Source organism: Nostoc sp. DedQUE09 (genome assembly GCF_034530915.1).
Taxonomy (GTDB): domain Bacteria; phylum Cyanobacteriota; class Cyanobacteriia; order Cyanobacteriales; family Nostocaceae; genus Nostoc.
This window is the reverse complement of sequence record NZ_JAVRCE010000001.1, coordinates 119,546-138,412: the sequence shown is the minus strand read 5'-3', so window position 1 is coordinate 138,412 and position 18,867 is coordinate 119,546. Positions and strand designations below refer to the sequence as shown.

Annotated in this window: 16 protein-coding genes; 12 read left to right on the top strand and 4 right to left on the bottom strand. The window is 42.4% G+C overall.

What is annotated here, in order from left to right; translation table 11 throughout:
* Positions 1–16 precede the first annotated feature (16 nt).
* Positions 17–724 carry a GTP cyclohydrolase I FolE gene (gene folE / locus RMY27_RS00560; RefSeq protein WP_322659478.1) on the top strand — a complete coding sequence of 236 codons (708 nt, stop codon included), beginning with the start codon at positions 17–19 and terminating at the stop codon, positions 722–724.
* A 170-nt stretch (positions 725–894) separates the two neighbouring features.
* Here the strand turns inward: folE and RMY27_RS00555 are convergent, their stop codons facing one another.
* On the bottom strand, positions 895–1,572 hold the full coding sequence (locus RMY27_RS00555; protein WP_322659476.1) for a phosphoribosylanthranilate isomerase: 678 nt from the start codon (positions 1,570–1,572) through the stop codon (positions 895–897).
* A 110-nt stretch (positions 1,573–1,682) separates the two neighbouring features.
* Here RMY27_RS00555 and psaK point away from each other — a divergent pair, with 110 nt between their 5' ends.
* The 4 genes from psaK to RMY27_RS00535 all read left to right on the top strand — a co-directional run bounded on the left by psaK (position 1,683) and on the right by RMY27_RS00535 (position 6,395).
* Positions 1,683–1,937, top strand: coding sequence for a photosystem I reaction center subunit PsaK (gene psaK / locus RMY27_RS00550; protein WP_322659474.1), 255 nt, complete (start codon positions 1,683–1,685; stop codon positions 1,935–1,937).
* Positions 1,938–2,350: 413 nt separating this feature from the next.
* A complete protein-coding gene (locus RMY27_RS00545; RefSeq protein ID WP_322659472.1) occupies positions 2,351–3,547 on the top strand; it encodes a site-2 protease family protein in 1,197 nt (398 codons plus the stop codon).
* Between the two features lie 339 nt (positions 3,548–3,886).
* On the top strand, positions 3,887–5,257 hold the full coding sequence (gene der / locus RMY27_RS00540; protein ID WP_322659470.1) for a ribosome biogenesis GTPase Der: 1,371 nt from the start codon (positions 3,887–3,889) through the stop codon (positions 5,255–5,257).
* Positions 5,258–5,477: 220 nt separating this feature from the next.
* Positions 5,478–6,395 (top strand): energy-coupling factor transporter transmembrane protein EcfT, encoded by a 918-nt coding sequence (locus RMY27_RS00535; protein ID WP_322659468.1) that lies wholly within the window; start codon positions 5,478–5,480, stop codon positions 6,393–6,395.
* Between the two features lie 366 nt (positions 6,396–6,761).
* Here the strand turns inward: RMY27_RS00535 and RMY27_RS00530 are convergent, their stop codons facing one another.
* Positions 6,762–6,998 carry a hypothetical protein gene (locus RMY27_RS00530; protein ID WP_322659466.1) on the bottom strand — a complete coding sequence of 79 codons (237 nt, stop codon included), beginning with the start codon at positions 6,996–6,998 and terminating at the stop codon, positions 6,762–6,764.
* Between the two features lie 225 nt (positions 6,999–7,223).
* Between RMY27_RS00530 and pipX the strand changes: the two genes are divergently transcribed.
* The 5 genes from pipX (at position 7,224) to RMY27_RS00505 (ending at position 12,932) form a co-directional block, all read left to right on the top strand.
* Positions 7,224–7,502 (top strand): transcriptional coactivator PipX, encoded by a 279-nt coding sequence (gene pipX, locus RMY27_RS00525; protein WP_069068710.1) that lies wholly within the window; start codon positions 7,224–7,226, stop codon positions 7,500–7,502.
* Positions 7,499–8,167, top strand: coding sequence for a YggS family pyridoxal phosphate-dependent enzyme (locus RMY27_RS00520; protein ID WP_322659464.1), 669 nt, complete (start codon positions 7,499–7,501; stop codon positions 8,165–8,167). Before pipX ends, RMY27_RS00520 begins: the two co-directional genes overlap by 4 nt.
* Before the next feature lie 367 nt (positions 8,168–8,534).
* Positions 8,535–9,140, top strand: a complete 606-nt coding sequence (locus RMY27_RS00515; RefSeq protein WP_322659462.1) for a cell division protein SepF — start codon at positions 8,535–8,537, stop codon at positions 9,138–9,140.
* A gap of 176 nt (positions 9,141–9,316) precedes the next feature.
* Positions 9,317–10,135, top strand: a complete 819-nt coding sequence (proC, locus tag RMY27_RS00510) for a pyrroline-5-carboxylate reductase (protein WP_322659460.1) — start codon at positions 9,317–9,319, stop codon at positions 10,133–10,135.
* A 121-nt stretch (positions 10,136–10,256) separates the two neighbouring features.
* Positions 10,257–12,932, top strand: a complete 2,676-nt coding sequence (locus RMY27_RS00505) for an RNA helicase (protein ID WP_322659458.1) — start codon at positions 10,257–10,259, stop codon at positions 12,930–12,932.
* A 239-nt stretch (positions 12,933–13,171) separates the two neighbouring features.
* On the opposite strand, the gene RMY27_RS00500 is transcribed toward RMY27_RS00505, so the two are convergent.
* A complete protein-coding gene (locus tag RMY27_RS00500) occupies positions 13,172–13,546 on the bottom strand; it encodes a hypothetical protein (RefSeq protein ID WP_322659456.1) in 375 nt (124 codons plus the stop codon).
* A gap of 679 nt (positions 13,547–14,225) precedes the next feature.
* Here RMY27_RS00500 and RMY27_RS00495 point away from each other — a divergent pair.
* Positions 14,226–16,220, top strand: a complete 1,995-nt coding sequence (locus tag RMY27_RS00495) for a heavy metal translocating P-type ATPase (RefSeq protein ID WP_322659454.1) — start codon at positions 14,226–14,228, stop codon at positions 16,218–16,220.
* A 95-nt stretch (positions 16,221–16,315) separates the two neighbouring features.
* Positions 16,316–16,993, top strand: a complete 678-nt coding sequence (locus RMY27_RS00490; RefSeq protein WP_322659452.1) for a hypothetical protein — start codon at positions 16,316–16,318, stop codon at positions 16,991–16,993.
* A 615-nt stretch (positions 16,994–17,608) separates the two neighbouring features.
* Here RMY27_RS00490 and RMY27_RS00485 read toward each other — a convergent pair.
* Positions 17,609–18,697, bottom strand: coding sequence for an aromatic ring-hydroxylating dioxygenase subunit alpha (locus RMY27_RS00485; protein WP_322659450.1), 1,089 nt, complete (start codon positions 18,695–18,697; stop codon positions 17,609–17,611).
* Positions 18,698–18,867 lie beyond the last annotated feature (170 nt).

The window sequence follows — 18,867 nt, the reverse complement described above, 5'->3', positions numbered from 1 at the left end:
TAATCAAGACTGAATCATGACTATTGCTAGTTCCAACGGTTCCAATTACTCTCAATCACCTCTGATTCCCGATTTGGCAGAAGCCATAACTCCTAGACCCGATCGCAACACCCACAACGGGCGACAAGCGGATGTATCCCCGCCAAAAGAGGAACATCTGGAGGAAATGAAGGACGCCGTGCGGACATTAATATTGGGAGTTGGCGAAGACCCAGAACGCGAAGGACTCCTCAAAACACCCAAGCGAGTGGCCGAGGCAATGCGGTTTCTTACCAGTGGCTACAACCAATCCCTTGAAGAACTCGTTAACGATGCCATCTTTGATGAAGGGCATAACGAGATGGTACTAGTTAGAGATATTAATTTCTTTAGTCTGTGCGAACATCACATGCTGCCATTTATGGGTAGAGCGCACGTTGCTTATATCCCTAACCAAAAAGTTGTGGGACTGAGTAAGCTGGCCCGCATTGTTGAGATGTATTCTCGCCGCTTGCAAGTGCAGGAAAGATTAACCCGCCAAATTGCCGAAGCAATCCAGACCATTCTAGAACCTCAAGGGGTAGCCGTTGTAATGGAAGCTAGCCACATGTGTATGGTAATGCGGGGCGTCCAGAAACCAGGCTCTTGGACTGTCACTAGCGCAATGGTTGGTGCGTTCCAAGATGAACACAAAACCCGCGAAGAATTTTTTAACTTAATTCGCCATCAACCAGCATTTTTTTGAGTGCTGAGTGCTGAGTGCTGAGTGCTGAGTACTGAGTTAGGAGTTAGGAGTTAGGAGTAAATTCACAACTGATGACTCCTAACTTCTAAGTAACTCAATAGACTTCTTGCAGAAGTGGGGTAAGGGGTAAGGGGTAAAGGGGAAAGCGGCGATAGAATTACCCTTTCCCTTTAACCTTTACCCTTTCCCCCCTCTTGCAAAACTATTTTTGCAAGAGGTCTAATGTTCTTGAGACTGTGAAATAGGAGTGCTACTTTATCTAAATCCTTATCTCCTGGTGTCCGTTCCACACCACTAGATAAATCAACGCCGCTAGGATTAACCTGATTTAGGGCTTCCACAATATTATCGGCTGTTAGTCCCCCTGCTAAAAGCCAAGGACAATTGGGGTTAAATTGCTCTAGCATCGTCCAATCTAAAGTTTTGCCTGTACCACCCAGTTGTTGCGGATGGTAAGCGTCAAGTAGCAAAGTATCGACGTATTTTGTGTAATTATGTGCTGTGTCAAGATGCTCAAGACTACGAATTCTCAGCGCTTTAATAATTTCAATACTGGGTAAAGCTTGACGCAATTGGTAGCAAAAATCTAGTGATTCATCTCCGTGTAACTGCACACCTGTCAATCCAGAATCAGCAACTATCTGGCTGATTTCAGCGATAGTAAAATTGGCAAAAACCCCAATTGTGTCAATATTTGTCGGGAGTTCTGCCACTGCTGCCCGAATTTGGGATGTAGTCACGTAACGAGGTGAGTTTGGCACACAAATAAATCCTAGTGCCGTTGCGCCTAGAGAGGCGATCGCTATAGACTGCTGTGGTTGAGTGATGCCGCAAATTTTAACACGCATATAAATTTAACAAATTTAAAATAATATCAACAAATTCTAAATTATCTGAAAAACTTTTGTGCCTTGGTAATTTTATAATCTTGTAGGTCTACATTTTAGGAGACAAAAGCTTGATTTCATCTATTTTACTAGCAGCCCAGGCAACTGTTCCCCCAACACCTGCGTGGAGTCCTACAGTCGGCATCATTATCAGCATCAGCAGCTTAGTAATAGTTTTACTAAGTACTAGGATTGAAAAACCTTTAGTTGGCCCCAAGTTCCCTATCCTGCCGATTAGTATTCCAACATTCGTTGCAGCGATGGCTTTTGGTCATATTATTGGCGTTGGCATCGTTTTAGGATTGACTAACATTGGCCGTCTATAGTTTTGTGATGACAGAGGTGTTACTTGTAACCCCGCTATCAATGCAAAACTTCTAAAACCGATTTTGGGTAAGGGAAGTAGGGAGCAGGGGAGGAGGGGAGCAGCACTTCTCTACGAGAGGCTGCACTTCGACTAGGCTCAGTGGCCACGCCAACGGCTACGCTCTGTTACCGAGGAGAAGTTGCAGTGAGTCTTTCCCTTCTGTCCCTCTCCCTCCGCTTCCCTGCCTCTTATGCCTCATGCCCAATTCCCAATTCTAGAATTTTGCTTACAACCATTAATTGTCTATTCTAGAAATAAGAGCATTTCGTAAATCGGCACTACCGAGTTGATGCTCAGAAGTATATGTATAAGTATATACGTAAATATTGCAGTATAGGAATTACTGGCGATATCTAGTTTTAGGGCAGTGTAATGCAAACAAATTGGAAAATTGGGTCATTATTTGGAATTCCCCTGTTTTTAGACCCGTTATGGTTTGTGATTTTAGGGTTGGCAACCCTGAATTTTGGGGTAGCTTATCAGGAATGGGGGCCTGTTGTAGCTTGGAGTGCTGGGATAGTTATGGCACTGCTGCTATTTGGTTCGGTGTTGTTACATGAGTTGGGTCATAGCTTGGTCGCCCGATCGCAAGGTATTAGAGTTAATTCAATTACCTTATTTATGTTTGGCGGGATTGCTGCCATTGAAGAAGAATCTAAAACTCCTTTCAAAGCCTTTCAAGTTGCGATCGCTGGCCCTTTGGTGAGTATCATTTTATTTGTCCTGCTCCGCTTGGCAGCTTTTGTGATACCTGATACTAATCCCCTCAGTGTGATGGTCGGAGATTTGGCGAGAATTAACTTAGTGGTGGCTCTATTTAACCTGATTCCTGGCTTACCTCTAGATGGGGGGCAAGTGTTAAAAGCAGCACTATGGCAAATCACAGGTAATCGTTTTCAAGCCGTACACTTGGCTGCAAAGTCTGGGCAGATATTGGGTTATGCTGCGATCGCTTTCGGATTTGTTGTAGATTTCGTCACCAGAGAGTTAGTACTTGGTTTGTGGATTGCGCTGTTGGGTTGGTTTGCTGTCCGCAACGCTAACACCTATGACAACATGACTACGTTGCAAGAAAGTCTACTCAAGGTGGTGGCAGCCGATGCGATGACTCGTGACTTTCGCGTAATTGATGCTGACCAGACATTGCGTTCCTTTGCCGATTTATACCTCTTAGAAACCAGTCCCTCACAAGTTTATTTTGCCGCTTCTGATGGACGTTACCGGGGTCTAGTTTCCATTGACGATTTCCGTTTAACCCAAAGGAGTGAATGGGAAACCGAAACTTTACACAGCATAGTGCATCCCCTGACAGAAATACCTACCGTTGCAGAGTCAACAGCGATCGCTGAGGTAATTAACAAGCTAGAAAATGAGCAGTTACCGAGAATTACCGTCCTTTCTCCTGCTGGTGCTGTAGCTGGTGTAATTGATCGGGGAGATATTGTGCGATCGCTGGTACAAAAGTTAAATTTGCAGATAACCGATGCTGAAATTAAGCGCATCAAGGAAGAAGGTAGCTATCCGCCTGGATTGCAACTGGGAGTAATCGCGAAATCAGCTACAAATTAAACGTCACACCCTCGTCATAGGTTTGCAATAGATACGTCAAAAGCGTGTGTGATATTTAATTTGGTATTTGGTTACAAAATGCTTTTTTTGGGTAAAAGGTAGGACTTCCTACCTTTTTTATTTTTCAAATTAACGTGAGTTCAATAACCTCTCCCTGCCTTGAACTTTAGTTCAAGTCTTTCCCTCTCCGAATCGGAGAGGGACGGTTTTACGTAGTAAAACCAGGGAGAGGTTTCTTTGACATCGCCTCAGATGATTGGGAAATTATTAAAACTTCAAGTTTAAAGCGAGTAAAATGTAAGTACGTGATATACTACGTCTCTCACTTACCCTGGTTTTATGGCACTGCCAATTGTTGCAATTATCGGACGCCCAAATGTGGGCAAATCCACCCTGGTTAATCGACTCGCCGGGGAACAAACGGCGATTGTCCATGATGAACCGGGAGTGACACGCGATCGCACTTATCTACCAGCTTTCTGGAATGATCGTGAATTTTTAGTGGTAGACACTGGTGGTTTAGTTTTTAATGATGATACTGAATTTTTACCACTGATTCGCCAACAGGCAATGACAGCCCTTGCAGAAGCGTGTGGCGCTATTTTTGTTGTCGATGGTCAAACAGGCCCCACATCGGCAGATTTAGAAATCGCCGAATGGATGCGCCAACAACCCGTACCTGTCTTACTAGCTGTAAATAAATGTGAATCCCCAGAACAAGGCTTAATGCAAGCTGCCGAATTTTGGGAATTGGGATTGGGCGAACCTTACCCCATCTCCGCGATTCATGGCAGTGGTACAGGAGAATTACTCGACGAGTTAGTTAATCACATCCCTGCTATTGAAGACATTCCAGAAACGAATGAAATCAAAGTAGCAATTGTGGGACGCCCAAATGTGGGCAAATCGAGCTTACTCAATGCTTTTGTCGGGGAAGAAAGGGCAATTGTCAGCCCTATTTCCGGCACTACCCGTGATGCTATTGATACCGTCATTGAACGAGCCGGACAAACCTACCGCTTGATTGATACCGCCGGCATTCGCAAAAAGAAACACATCGAATACGGCACAGAATTCTTTAGTATTAACCGGGCTTTCAAAGCGATTCGCCGCGCGGACGTGGTTTTATTAGTAATAGATGCTTTAGATGGAGTCACCGAGCAAGACCAAAAATTAGCTGGGCGGATTATCGAAGATGGTCGAGCTTGCATCATCGTCGTTAATAAGTGGGATGCTGTCGAAAAAGACTCTTACACAATCTACGACTACGAAAAAACTCTGCAATCACGGTTACATTTTACCGAATGGGCAGAAACAATTTTTGTGAGTGCCTTATCAGGACAAAGGGTCGAAAAGATTTTAGAATTGGTGAAAACTGCGGCTGAATCACACAAACGCCGTGTCAGCACATCAGTGATTAACGAAGTCTTAACAGATGCCGTGAGTTGGCATTCACCGCCGGCATCCCGTGGTGGGCGTCAAGGGAAGATTTATTATGGTACACAAGTAAGTAGCCAACCACCAACGATCGCACTATTTGTCAACGACTCGAAACGCTTCAACGACAACTATCGGCGCTATATTGAACGCCAATTCCGGCAACAACTAGGATTTAAAGGCACACCAATTATTTTACTGTGGCGGAGCAAGAAAGTCCGTGATGCCGAAAGTGGTAATGTTAATAGAGCAACTCGCGTCAAAATAAGTTAAGAATAGAGACGCGATGAATCGCGTCTGTACAAATAGAGATGCGATTAATTGCGTCTGTTAGGAAAGACGTGATAAATCGTGTCTGTACAAGAGTTATGAGTTAAAGCCAAAATTGCTAACTACAGAACCCTATCGACTTAAGTTTGATAGCGGCACAAGGTAAAAGTTATGAGTTAAAGTCAAAACTCCTAACTCTTCATTTCTCACTCGTAACTCTAAAATGGATTTATTGCGATCGCTGCCACTTGGACTTTATTTAGAACAACCCCAAACTTGGCTGCATAAAATCGATCCGCGAGTCAAGTTCGCCTGGTTGATGAGCTTTTTAACAAGCTATGTTTTAGCCAACAACAATTGGCGGGTGCTTCTGGTGGTAATTTTGATTATTGCCACCTTAATTGCCAGAATTCCTCGACGCGTATGGCAGCAGCAAATGGGTTGGCTATTAATGCTATCGTTTTTTGTGCTAGCGATCGCAGCCATTAGTCCTGATGGATTGGGTATAGATTATCAGTCACGTTTGCCAGCTAACGAACAAATCTTAACCCAGCCAGCAAACTCTAATAATATTCAAGAGCCAGCCCCTGAGAAAAAAGCATACAGCTACGTGCTATTTCACAAAGGCCCGGTTAAAGTGACTCGCTACTCATTGAGTTTGGCAGTACGCCTGAGTACACTTATTTTTACCGTTATTTACAGCACTAACCTCTATCTGCTGACAACCGCACCAGAAGAAATCACATCTGGCATAGAAAGCTTAATGCAACCCTTGCGACGCTTCAAGTTGCCTGTCACAGAAATCGCTTTAACTTTAACCTTGTCCTTGCGCTTCATTCCCTTGGTTTTAGAAGAAGTGCAAAATTTATTTCGCTCCGTAATGACAAGGGCAATTAATTGGAAAAAGCTAGGATTAAAAGGAACATTCAAGGTTTGGATGACAGTCGCAGAGAGACTTTTAGAAAATCTGCTCTTACGAGCCGACCAAATGGCAAATGCCATGATGGTGCGGGGTTTTACCAGTCCCAATGAGCATCGAGTCCAGTGGCACGATTTACGATTAAAAGGGCGTGACTGGCTGGCGATCGCAACTTTAATCTTATTCTGGGGAATACGACTAGCTATAGGAACTCAGGCGTAATTTTGCACTGAGAAAATGGTAAGAGGTAATACAGCAGAATTCAGGAGCGGAGCCGGAGACGCTCCGCCTCCGGTCAGAAGTAAAACATTAAATCGCCGTCTCTACCAAAGACTAATTATTGTAGAGACGGCGATTCATCGCATCTCTTGCCTTAACCGAGTATTGAGCTATAGGTAACAATATAGTAGGGTAATTTGAGTAGCTACCCAGCGATAAAATTGATCCCCTAGCATTTCTTGTAGATTTTAGATATTAACCAGCGTTACGCGAATACTACAAACGAATCTTAAGATTTTTGATTGAGTACTCTTATGAATCTCTGCACAATGCTCAGGCACCAATTCCACCACTGAAAATACTGGATAATCAATAGACCTTTTGCATAAATGGTAGTTTTCTTTCCAGTACCCAATTTTGTGCCATTGGGCGACAGTTGTGGCAGTATGGAAAGAAGTTGAAAAATTCGCCGTTGCCGTTGGGAATTTCAAAGGGTGTTTTTCCTTGCCACATCAAACTTTCAACCAGAGGATCGGCAATCTTTTGTGCCTTGTCCCTACAGATTACTAAATTGAAGTCACCAAAGCAGATGGTGATATTTGTCAAACAGCCTCTACTCTTTGAATCTACGCTTCGCGGCTTCTGTTGTACTATTGCGCTTCACTACCACTAGCTTCATCTGCTCATTAGGAACTAGATCAAGGTCTTCGTAACCGCAGCTTCGCATTTTAACCAAATATTCTGGCGAATGTTGGTATTATCGTCTGAATGTTTGGAATTCACTGCGAAAAGATATATATACTTCCACTTTGACTACACCTTGACTCTTAAATGAATCCAGAAAACGCAGAAACTTACATAAACCATCCAACTTGGGGTTTACTCTACAAAATCTGTATGGTTGATGAGAACCAGGATTTGTTCACCACACTTTATGCCCAGCGCTTATTTTTTTTGGTGGCAAATGATGTTAAAGGTGTTAAATTCCAGTCTCTAGGACGTACTGAGGCGAGAATGATGTTGGAAAATCGCTTACGTACCCTGCGGCGCAGTGGGCATTCTCAGGAGTACGATCAGCTTCAGAGTGTTTTCCAGCGCACCTTCCAATGAACAGTTCGATTTCCGAACGTATTGTTACTATTCGTTCCTCACTGCCAACTTCAGTCAAATTGATTGCTGTTAGCAAGCAAGTTTCTGTCCAGGCCATTCGGTCTGCATACAACGCCGGAATTCGTGATTTCGGGGAAAGTCGTATCCAAGAAGCTGCCAGCAAACAAGCCGAGTTGCAAGACCTACCGGATATTACCTGGCACTTTATTGGACATTTGCAAAGCAATAAAGCCAAAAAAGCCATCGAGCATTTCCCTTGGATTCACTCCGTGGATAATTTGAAGCTGGCACAGCGCTTAGACCAATTGGCGCAACAGCTAGGAGTCAGTTCCCAGGTTTGCCTGCAAGTGAAAATTCTCCCCGACCCCAACAAGTCTGGTTGGAGTGTGCCAGAACTTTTGGCTGATTTACCCACACTCAATCAATACAAAAGTTTACAAATTCAAGGTTTGATGACAATCCCGCCATCAGGATTAAAAGATTCCGAAATTCTCAGTGTGTTTAATCGCAATCGTGAGCTAGCCAAAGAAATCCAGGAGCAAAACTGGTCGCATATTAAAATGCAGCACCTATCTATGGGTATGTCAGGCGACTACGAACTGGCAGTGCAAGCAGGCGCAACGATGGTACGATTAGGAACAATCTTGTTTGGCGATCGCTCTTAGCCGATTAATCATCAGCCTTGCTCTTCAGTATTAATCGAAGCTAAGGATTTGTTGACAAGAATTTTCTAACAGACTGGTGCAATCGGAAACAAAGGATATAGTATTGACAAGAGTAATCGCCAAGAGAAAATGGGGTATAAAGAAGTTTCCTTCGGATAAACCTTAGGATATAATCTTTACTCATTATTATGTTTAGGCGATGCACAGACCTTTCCAATAAGTGTCAGTTCATCGCCAAAACCCGTAGTATAGGCTACAACTAGCAATACAGTTGCTGAAGTATCCACCGATGTAGCGAGTGCTCCTATTCCAACTAATCCTCAGCCAAGTCAATACAGGCTATTCGCACCAGGAGAGTACACACACAATGAACAACATATTTTCCAAACTCAGAGACTTTGTGGGTCTAAATGAGCAAGTAGAATACGAGTATTACGAAGAAGAACCAGAAACAGATAATAATAATTACCAAAATCTGTATCAGCAAGAAAATCCCCAACCAGCACCACAAGAGAGTCCAGCTGCTCAAAATCGACGCTGGCGGGAACCAGTGCCTACAATGGGAGATGATATGACAGCAGGTTCAAAGCCAATGGGGAATGTGATTGGTATGCCAGGAGCAATTAACGGAATTTCGGAAGTTTTAGTACTCGAACCACGCACCTTTGAAGAAATGCCCCAGGCAATTCAAGCGTTGCGCGAACGCAAGTCAGTGGTATTAAATCTGACAATTATGGACCCGGATCAAGCTCAACGAGCAGTAGATTTTGTTGCAGGTGGTACTTACGCACTAGATGGACATCAAGAGCGTATCGGTGAGAGCATCTTTTTGTTTACACCAAGTTGTGTCCAAGTTAGCACCCAAGGTGGCGTTCTTCATGAAGTACCACAACCACCAGTACGTCCCTCTCGTCCGACAACAGGTACTCCAAATCAAACCTGGGGCAACGAGACTAACCGGATGGCACAATAAAGTTAAATTAGTATTTAGTCGTTTGTCCTTTGTCCTTTGTCATTTGTCCTGGGTTTTGCTCATGGTGACAAATGACAAACGACTAATGACTAATGACCAATGACCCTTACGGGTTCGCCAGTCACTCATGGGGGAAACCCCCAAGACCGCGCTGGCTCACTAATGACTAATGACTAATGACTATAAAATTTGGCTTAATTGGTGGTGGGGTAATGGGAGAAGCGCTCTTATCCCGCCTTATCGCGCGTGGAATTTATCAATCATCAGAAGTCATAGTTAGCGAACCGCTATCTTCACGCTTAGATTTTTTAAAACAGCAATACGGTGTTGCTGTAACGACAGATAATAGCCAGGTTTTCACCGAAGCAAAAGAAGTTCTATTTTTGGCGGTGAAACCGCAGGTGTTTAGCGCGATCGCTCAAGAATTAGCAGATATTGATATTCTTAATAGAGAACATTCACCTCTAATCATTTCTATTTTGGCGGGTGTGCCCTTAAGTCAGCTAGAAGCTGCATTTGTGCAATTGCCAGTGATTAGAGCAATGCCCAACACCCCAGCAACAGTGGGAGCAGGAGTTACCGCGATTTGTTTAGGTGCATATACCAATGCCTTGCATCACCAAATAGCACAGCAAGTTTTTTCTGCCGTGGGTGAAGTCGTGGAAGTTTCAGAAGCGCTGATGGATGCAGTTACAGGGCTATCTGGTAGCGGCCCCGCTTACGTGGCGCTCATGGTAGAAGCACTTGCAGATGGCGGAGTAGCCGCAGGTTTACCTAGAGTAATTGCCAATCAACTAGCCTTGCAAACCGTACTGGGAACAGCAAAACTGTTGCAGGAAACCAAAATGCACCCAGCAGAACTCAAAGATCGCGTTACCAGTCCCGGCGGTACAACCATTGCGGGGATTGCCAAGCTAGAACAGGCAGGATTTCGTTCCGCTTTAATTGAAGCAGTCAAAGCTGCCACAGAGCGATCGCAAGAACTGGGAAAATAATTTAAGAGTCCTTTGTCATTTGTCCTTTATCCTTTGTGAAAAACTAATGACTAATGACCAATAACGAAGTTGACAAAAGACTCGTTAGTATAGTAAACAATCTGGTTGCAAATGTGATTGAGTGAATTATCCTGCACCGTCTCCAGAACTTGACTTAGGGTTTATATTTCCCTTTGAACTGGATCAGTTTCAAAAAGAAGCGATCGCGTCCCTGAACGCTGGGCGCTCCGTAGTCGTATGTGCCCCCACAGGTTCGGGCAAAACATTAGTCGGGGAATACGCCATTTATCGCGCCCTAGCGCGAGGAAAACGCGTATTTTATACTACTCCCCTGAAGGCGCTGTCAAATCAAAAATTACGTGACTTTCGGGAAAAATTCGGCTTCGAGCGAGTCGGGCTGTTAACTGGAGATGCTTCCATTAACAGAGATGCACCGATTTTGGTGATGACCACAGAAATTTTCCGAAATATGCTCTATGGCACACCCATCGGGCAAATTGGCATCTCATTAGTAGACGTTGAAGCGGTGATACTTGATGAGTGCCACTACATGAACGATCGCCAGCGCGGTACAGTTTGGGAAGAATCAATCATCTATTGTCCCCGTGAAGTGCAACTGGCAGCCCTCTCAGCAACGGTTGCCAATAGCGATCAACTCACCGATTGGCTAAATCGCGTTCACGGCCCAACTGACCTGATTTACTCCGATTTTCGCCCAGTCCCCTTAGAATTTCACTTTTGCAATCCCAAAGGGTTATTTCCCCTGCTGAATGATAGCAAAACCAAAATTAACCCCCGCCTTCAGAAGAAGAAGGGAAAAGGGGGAGAAAGGGATAGAGGGAGAAATGGCAGACCTGAAGCTCCAGGTATAATTTTTACCTTGAGCCAATTAGAGCAACGGGATATGCTACCAGCGATTTACTTTATCTTCAGCCGCCGGGGATGTGATAAAGCGGTGGCGGAAGTGGGTGATTTATGGCTGGTAAATAATGAAGAGTCTCAGATTTTGCGGCAACAGATTGATGACTTTTTAGCCCGCAATCCCGAAGCAGGACGTTCTGGGCAAATTGCACCCCTGTATCGGGGAATTGCTGCCCACCACGCTGGGATTTTACCTGCTTGGAAAGCACTGGTAGAAGAACTATTTCAGCAAGGGCTAATTAAAGTAGTATTTGCCACCGAGACATTAGCAGCTGGAATTAATATGCCCGCCCGGACAACGGTAATTTCTACCCTTTCCAAGCGGACTGACACCGGACACCGCCTGTTGAACGCTTCCGAATTTTTGCAAATGGCGGGACGAGCAGGCCGCCGGGGGATGGATAAACAAGGTCATGTGGTAACAGTCCAAACTCCCTTTGAAGGAGCTAAAGAAGCCGCCTATTTGGGAACATCCAAGCCAGACCCACTAGTAAGCCAGTTTACGCCCAGTTATGGTATGGTACTCAACTTGCTGCAAACTCATACCCTAGAGCAAACCAGGGAACTAATAGAGCGCAGTTTTGGGCAGTACATGGCGACCTTGCATTTACGGCCAGAATACGATGAGATTGCCGAATTGCAAACCCAATTAGCTCAACTTCATGAACAAATCGCCGCAGTTAATGAAAATGAACTGGCTGTTTATGAAAAATTGCGGCAACGCCTGAAGGTGGAACGCCAGATATTGAAAACCTTGCAAGAACAAGCACAGGAAAACCGCCAAGAAGAATTGGTGATGATGTTGGGCTTTGCAGTGTCAGGAACTCTGTTGAGTCTCAAGGGCAAAAATATCATGGTGTCTTCACCTGTAACAGCAGTTTTAGTAGGAAAATCACCTGGTTCTGGTCAAGCTCCTTACTTGGTATGCTTGGGGCACGATAACCGTTGGTATGTGGCAACTACAGGGGATGTAGTCGATTTGTATGCCGAACTACCGCGAATTGAAGTGCCGCCTGATGTACTACCACCACCAGAGATGCCTTTGAAGCCAGGACAATCGCGCCGTGGTAACGAAGAAAGCTTTGCGATCGCTGTGCGTATTCCCAATCCGATAGAATCTTTGCATCTAGCACCAGAAGTAGCAGAACAACTCAGTAAAGTTACCGCTGTTCAAGAGCAATTAGAAGCTCATCCCTTACATCAATCAGGCAATGCGGCAACGCTTTTCAAACGTCGGGCCCGCTATGTCGAACTAGAAGCCGAACTCGAACAGTTGCAGGGGCAAGTAGAGCAACAGTCACAACGTCATTGGGAAGAATTTCTCAATTTAATTGCCATTCTGCAACATTTTGATGCTTTGGATAACTTAGTTCCCACACAATTAGGGCAAATCGCTGCCGCCATTCGAGGGGAAAATGAATTGTGGCTGGGTTTAGTATTCGCTAGTGGTGAATTGGACAATTTAGATCCGCATCATTTAGCAGCAGCAGCAGCGGCTTTGGTGATGGAAACGCCCCGCCCAGATAGCAAAGTTAATTTTGACCTTAGCAATGAAGTGGCAGAAGCCTTGAAAAAATTGCGAGGAATTCGCCACCAAATGTTCCAACGACAACGGCGGTATAACGTAGCGCTGCCGATATGGTTGGAATTTGAGTTGATTGCTATAGTCGAACAATGGGCCCTGGGAATGGAGTGGACAGAACTCTGCGAGAACACTACCTTGGATGAAGGCGATGTAGTGAGAATTTTACGCCGGACTTTGGATTTATTGTCGCAGATACCCCATATTCCCCATTTGCAAGACTCTTTCTTGCGTAATGCCTATCGGGCGATGCAGTTGATTGATAGATTCCCTGTGAATGAGGTAGTTGAATAAATAGGACGCTCCGACCCAGAGTATTTAATCATTTCTGTGCCTCTTTTTCTCTCAGTACTTACACAAAAATAGATACTGTTGGGGCAATTCATGAGTTGCCCCAACAATGAGTTTACATGTAGCCAAATAATAGTAGTGGTACTTAGTTAAAAATGCTTTTTTGATTTCGTATATCTTTTATACGTGATTAATCACGTGTATCTAACAAAAGTTATAGTCGCTATCAGCGCTATTCAACTTTAGTACACCAAGTTTCCAGTACCGCGCAACTGACGCAAAGAATTTACACACAATGGACAGTCACAACCAAACGTCTTAATTGCAGCATCGCTTTCCTCTTCTGTAAAGTTCAACATAGCAACATTCTGATCTGATACTGATGTGGCAATAGTTGAGGAACGTGTAGAGGTATAAGGTTGCTTTCTCTCTGAATCTCGAATGCATACAAAATCTTTTCCACCATGTGGGTTCGTAATACAGGTACGACCATCTTGTGTGTGCATTAATCGCAGAGCCATACTAGCATGGGCAGGGTTAAAAGCCGCTAGCGTAGACATCATCGACACAAAAATTGAGGAAGTGGAAAGCAAATTCAGAAGAATTTTTTTGTTCATAAATTTCCTTGAGAAAATTGTCTACTAAATTAGGGTATTCGATTAACTTTCAAACTTCAAGTGAATTTTCCCTGAGAATAGCTAGATAGACACTTGTTACCCAAGAAAGTTCCACCTCTTCACCAGTTGGAGCGGAAATTATTTACTACATCATAATTCAACAATAAAACAGGCTTGATATCTAGCTTTTAGACGCAACGTTATGTAATTCAGCAAATTTAAATCCGTTATATATTCCGACGATGATTATTTGCTTGATGTAAGTATAAGAGCTTAATTAAATTAGAGCGATAAATCGCTCACTACGAACAAAAGTTAGATTTTACATAATTTTATACAATTGAAAGCCACTGTAGCTATCTTTACAAGATTAAAAATCTTAATTTTAATTCACAAGATATTTGATGTATTTAGTAATAAGTTTTAGATAGATTTTAATACTGTTCGGTTAAGACAAGAGACGCGATGAATCGCCGTCTCTACAATAATCAGTCAGTTTTTCGTGTTGATGGCGATTTATGGCATCTTTAGTGATCTAGAATTTTCATCAAAAAAACTTAACCGAACCGGATTGATAGAGATTCTCGTTCTTAAAATACCAACTTGTAAAAACTTCTTTTTTTCATTACATTTAAAAAAAGCTCATATCTCAATTAATTTACTAGCCTACATAGAAAAAATGAAGCAGAAAGTACATTTGGAATCTTCAGATTGTTGCAGCTGTGAACATGACCATCACGAGAATCATAACCATGTTCATAATCACAATCATGATGAGAATCATAACCATGACCACAATCACGAACACGATGGAGAATTCAATCTGAAAAATGAGATATTGCCTTTGGTAGCGATTTTAAGTTTATATGCACCTGGTATAATTTTTGAAGATCAATTACACAATACATTTTACTCAATAGGTGAATATCTGCTTTTTATTCCTGCTTATTTATTAAGTGGATGGAGTGTTTTAAAAACTGCTGGGCGCAATATAGTCAGAGGTAGAGTATTTGATGAAACGTTTTTAATGACAGTAGCAACATTAGGGGCGATCGCAATTCATAAATTACCCGAAGCTGTCGGAGTCATGTTATTTTATAAGATTGGAGAATTGTTCCAAGATATTGCCGTCAGTCGCTCCCGTAACTCGATCAAATCATTATTGGAAATCCGCCCAGACTATGCAAATATCCAAATAGAAGGAGAACTGAAGAAAGTATCGCCAGAAACAGTAAAGATTGGAGATGTTATAGTTGTCAAGCCGGGAGAAAAAATTCCCTTAGATGGCGAAATTATAGATGGAAATTCGCAAATTGATACATCTGCATTAACTGGAGAATCTGTACCACGAACGGTAAGAACGGGAGAAACAGTTTTCGCTGGGACGATCAATAAAATAGGTGCGCTCGTCATTAGAGTCACAAAACTATTTGATGAATCTTCCATTGCCAAGATTTTAGACTTGGTGCAAAATGCCAAAAGCAAAAAAGCAGCAACAGAAAAGTTTATTACTAAATTTGCTCGATATTACACCCCAATTGTAGTTTTTACATCTTTAGTACTTGCAATATTACCTCCTTTATTCATTTCGGGTGCAACGTCTTCTGAATGGATTTATCGTGCCCTAATTTTACTAGTTATCTCCTGTCCTTGTGGACTCGTTATCAGTATTCCATTAGGTTACTTTGGAGGTGTGGGAGGTGCAGCTAGACGTGGTATTTTGGTTAAAGGCTCTACTTTTTTAGATACTTTAAATGCAGTTAATACAGTTGTTTTTGATAAAACTGGAACGTTAACAAAAGGGGTATTCAAAGTAGTAGAGATAGTACCATTAAATGGCTGGAATGAACAAGAACTGCTGCTATTAGCTGCCAAAGTAGAATCGCACTCAAATCATCCCATCGCTCAATCTATCTGCAAAGCTTATGGTGGAAAAATCGATGAATTTGAGATCGGAGATTATGAAGAAATAGCAGGCTATGGAATTAAAGCCAAGATTGAAAATAGGGTAGTAATAGCGGGAAGCGATCGCCTATTACATAGAGAGAAGATTTCTCACGCTAATTGCCAATTAGAAGGAACAGTTATTCATCTAGCAGTGGATGATATTTACGCTGGATATATTGTAATTGCTGATGAACTCAAAGAAGATGCTAGAGAAGCTATTCAAGCACTCAAGCGAATGGGTGTAGAAAGAACAGTAATGTTAACAGGAGATAATCAAGCGATCGCTTCCCGCATTGCTCAACAGCTTGGCATAGATACCTACGAAGCAGAGTTATTACCTGAAGAAAAAGTGAATGCCATTGAGAAGTTACTCAGCACCGCCAGCAAGCGTGGTAAAGTTGCCTTTGTTGGGGATGGAATTAATGATGCCCCAGTGATTGCTAGAGCAGATGTTGGCATGGCAATGGGTGGATTAGGCTCAGATGCAGCGATCGAAACCGCCGATATTGTAATCGTGACAGATGCACCATCCAAAGTGGCAGAAGCAATCCAAATCGCCAGAAAAACAAGGCAAATTGTTTGGCAAAATATTGGGTTTGCCTTAGCAATTAAAGGTGTATTTATTGGATTGGGTATTTTCGGGATAGCGACAATGTGGGAAGCTGTATTTGCTGACGTTGGAGTAGCAATGCTAGCAATTTTAAATGCAACTAGAGCGATAAAATAAAATTTTTGTGAAATTGGGAATCTATAATTGGGAAATTGTAGTAGTTAAACTATGAGTACTTCTCACTCATATTCTGCTACCCAATAGTAAAACCGATGAATTCATCAATCAAAAGCATTGCTATAGCTACTTTAGCTTTACTGCTAAACTATTCAGCAAACCCAGCCTTTGCACTACCTCAGAAAATCAATCACCCAATTACTGTTGCTAAATTGCAACCCTCAAAAGACACCTTAATTGTTCCTGGGGAAAGAGTAGGCCCGATAACACGCACAACCACCAAGCAGGATTTAGTCAAACTGTTTGGTGCATCCCATCTCGTTGATAAAACTATCTCTGGTGCTGAAGGAATAGGTAGCTTTGCAGCTACTCAGTTAAATCTAAATCAGGGGCGATCGCTCTTGGTAGTCTGGAGTGATAATACTCGTACTAAACCCCTAGATGTGCGTAACCTGGCTTGGGCTTGGAAAACCCGCGAAGGTATTGGAGTGGGAACCCCATTGAGCGAGTTACGCAAGAAATTAGGTGATTTTAAACTCTATGGATTGGGTTGGGATTACGGCGGCACGATTTTGTTAGATAGTAGTAAATTATCCCGTTATCAAGGCAAACTCATTTTACGAGTAGATACGGTTCCCAATGCTTCTGAAAAGTTCCCCAATGATTACCAATCAGTGTCTGGGGATGGTACTTTTTCTTCCAGCAATCCCCACTGGAAACCTTTAGGGATTAGGCTTGCAGAAATTATCGTTGTATTGAACCCAAGTCAGTAGTGGTATGTTAAATATCAGTTTGCCTGCTAGAGCTTAGAGTAACTATGAAGACAAGGTTCTCATACTGAGTCTTTGAGGCTGGTAAAGCAGTTAAGTTTTAATTAGAACAGCAACTTCTTGATGAAGAGATAAAACTGGCACTTCTTAAGCGACGATCTGGATCATATTGAGTCTGGATTGCAATCACGAGATTTATGTAAATATACAGTTATTTGGTGCATAGAAATCAGAATTTACTCACCTAGAAACAAGGAAAATAGAGATATTCAGTTAATTGGTGTTTGTTTATACTATTTAAATTTTTTGTAGTGGTTATACTCATAACTTAGGTTCTACCTGGGAATTAGGAAGTGGCTTTGCCACTTCTTTTTATTTATCTAGTATTCGAGTAAAAAATCGATTAAAAGTTAAAAGTAACTTTGTTGAACTTTTAACCTTTATTAATTGTTATACTATTTCACAAAATATCTGCTAGACATTCATTGGTAGAGGCGTACATCTATACACCTCTACAAACGATTCATTTCTTGCAAAGATTGTTGATAATAGTTATGATACCGTGTGCGTTTAACTGGCCAAGCAGTCTGGCGGAATTTTTGTCATATAAACATGATGTTAATCATTACTCATTGTATCTTGCCATCTCTCACGCCTGGGCTTGCTCTCCACATCGCGCGATCGCATTTCTTGCCAAGTCCCCCACATTAGGGATTGCTGTTTTTCAACATGGTTAATAAACTGCATAATTGAGTGATCTGCTTTGATGGGAGTTTTCAAATCAAACTGAATTGTTTGAAGAATTTTGATGTCACCCATGAGAAAGTACTTAGCTGCAATCTTAGTCAGCCATAGCACAACTCGATTGCATAACCAACCAAAAATTCCTTTACGTTTTTTAGTCATCAACAGAACTTGACCTTCAGTTTTTCCCCCTTCGTGGAGGCGAACTGCAACCATCATGTGGACATGAAAGAAATCAGGGCCAAGTGTCACAATGCCAATGCTACCGTACCAATAGCAAATACTGTAAGTTATGACATTTTTGTAGAAAAGACGGATGAGCTTAATCAAAAAGAAATTGTCTTTGATGGGTGTAGTATTACTGAAGATAATCGCATTCTCGTTTAGTTCGTGTCTTTCAAAAATAATTTCTAATGGCAATTGGTGAACTGTATTGAGGTGTTGAGCATCAATTGCATTAATCATCACTACATTGGGGTGACAGTTCAGCAAGAAGTGGGAATGGATGGCGACATCACACTCTTTTTGTTCTAATTCTGGAACAAAAGGTAGAGGTTGCTGTGGTATTTCTCCAGTCCAAACCCAAATCATCCCATATTTTTCAGCAGTGGGCCAAGTTTGTAATTTTAGGGAAGGTGGTACATCTAAACATGGGATATCAATACACATCCCCTCAGCATCAAACTTCCAGTGGTGGAAAAAACAACGTAGTGCATTACCCTCAACTTTGCCTTCAGCAAGGTGAGCGCCCATGTGTGGACAGTAAGCATCAAAGGTAACTACTCTTTTGTCTTTACCCCGGTAAATCACTAGTTCTCTACCCAAAATTGTGACAGGTTTTACTTCACCCACCCGCAGATTTTCAGAGGGTATTACCCAATACCATCCCTCAATAAAACGCTCTGGATTATTGAAATTTTTAGGTTTACGGTTTGAGCTAAAAGTCTGCGAATTGAGATTCATTTTTATGGTTTCACTTGAGGTGAAGCTGTTGATCTAGAAGTAACATGAGGACTAGAAAAAAACAGTTACTTTCAGTACCATGACAAACAGTCACCCAATCAATAGCTCAAAGCAGAGAGGCAAAATATTAGGTAGAATTTATTAAATTTGTTAAAACTATACTAGTCAGA

Coding starts and splice junctions, on each gene's coding strand:
- RMY27_RS00515 (WP_322659462.1), top strand. CDS start 8,535: ATGAACAACATATTTTCCAAACTCAGAGACTTTGTGGGTCTAAATGAG.
- RMY27_RS00555 (WP_322659476.1), bottom strand. CDS start 1,572: ATGCGTGTTAAAATTTGCGGCATCACTCAACCACAGCAGTCTATAGCG.
- folE (WP_322659478.1), top strand. CDS start 17: ATGACTATTGCTAGTTCCAACGGTTCCAATTACTCTCAATCACCTCTG.
- RMY27_RS00495 (WP_322659454.1), top strand. CDS start 14,226: ATGAAGCAGAAAGTACATTTGGAATCTTCAGATTGTTGCAGCTGTGAA.
- RMY27_RS00520 (WP_322659464.1), top strand. CDS start 7,499: ATGAACAGTTCGATTTCCGAACGTATTGTTACTATTCGTTCCTCACTG.
- der (WP_322659470.1), top strand. CDS start 3,887: ATGGCACTGCCAATTGTTGCAATTATCGGACGCCCAAATGTGGGCAAA.
- RMY27_RS00485 (WP_322659450.1), bottom strand. CDS start 18,697: ATGAATCTCAATTCGCAGACTTTTAGCTCAAACCGTAAACCTAAAAAT.
- RMY27_RS00500 (WP_322659456.1), bottom strand. CDS start 13,546: ATGAACAAAAAAATTCTTCTGAATTTGCTTTCCACTTCCTCAATTTTT.
- RMY27_RS00545 (WP_322659472.1), top strand. CDS start 2,351: ATGCAAACAAATTGGAAAATTGGGTCATTATTTGGAATTCCCCTGTTT.
- proC (WP_322659460.1), top strand. CDS start 9,317: ATGACTATAAAATTTGGCTTAATTGGTGGTGGGGTAATGGGAGAAGCG.
- RMY27_RS00535 (WP_322659468.1), top strand. CDS start 5,478: ATGGATTTATTGCGATCGCTGCCACTTGGACTTTATTTAGAACAACCC.
- RMY27_RS00490 (WP_322659452.1), top strand. CDS start 16,316: ATGAATTCATCAATCAAAAGCATTGCTATAGCTACTTTAGCTTTACTG.
- pipX (WP_069068710.1), top strand. CDS start 7,224: ATGAATCCAGAAAACGCAGAAACTTACATAAACCATCCAACTTGGGGT.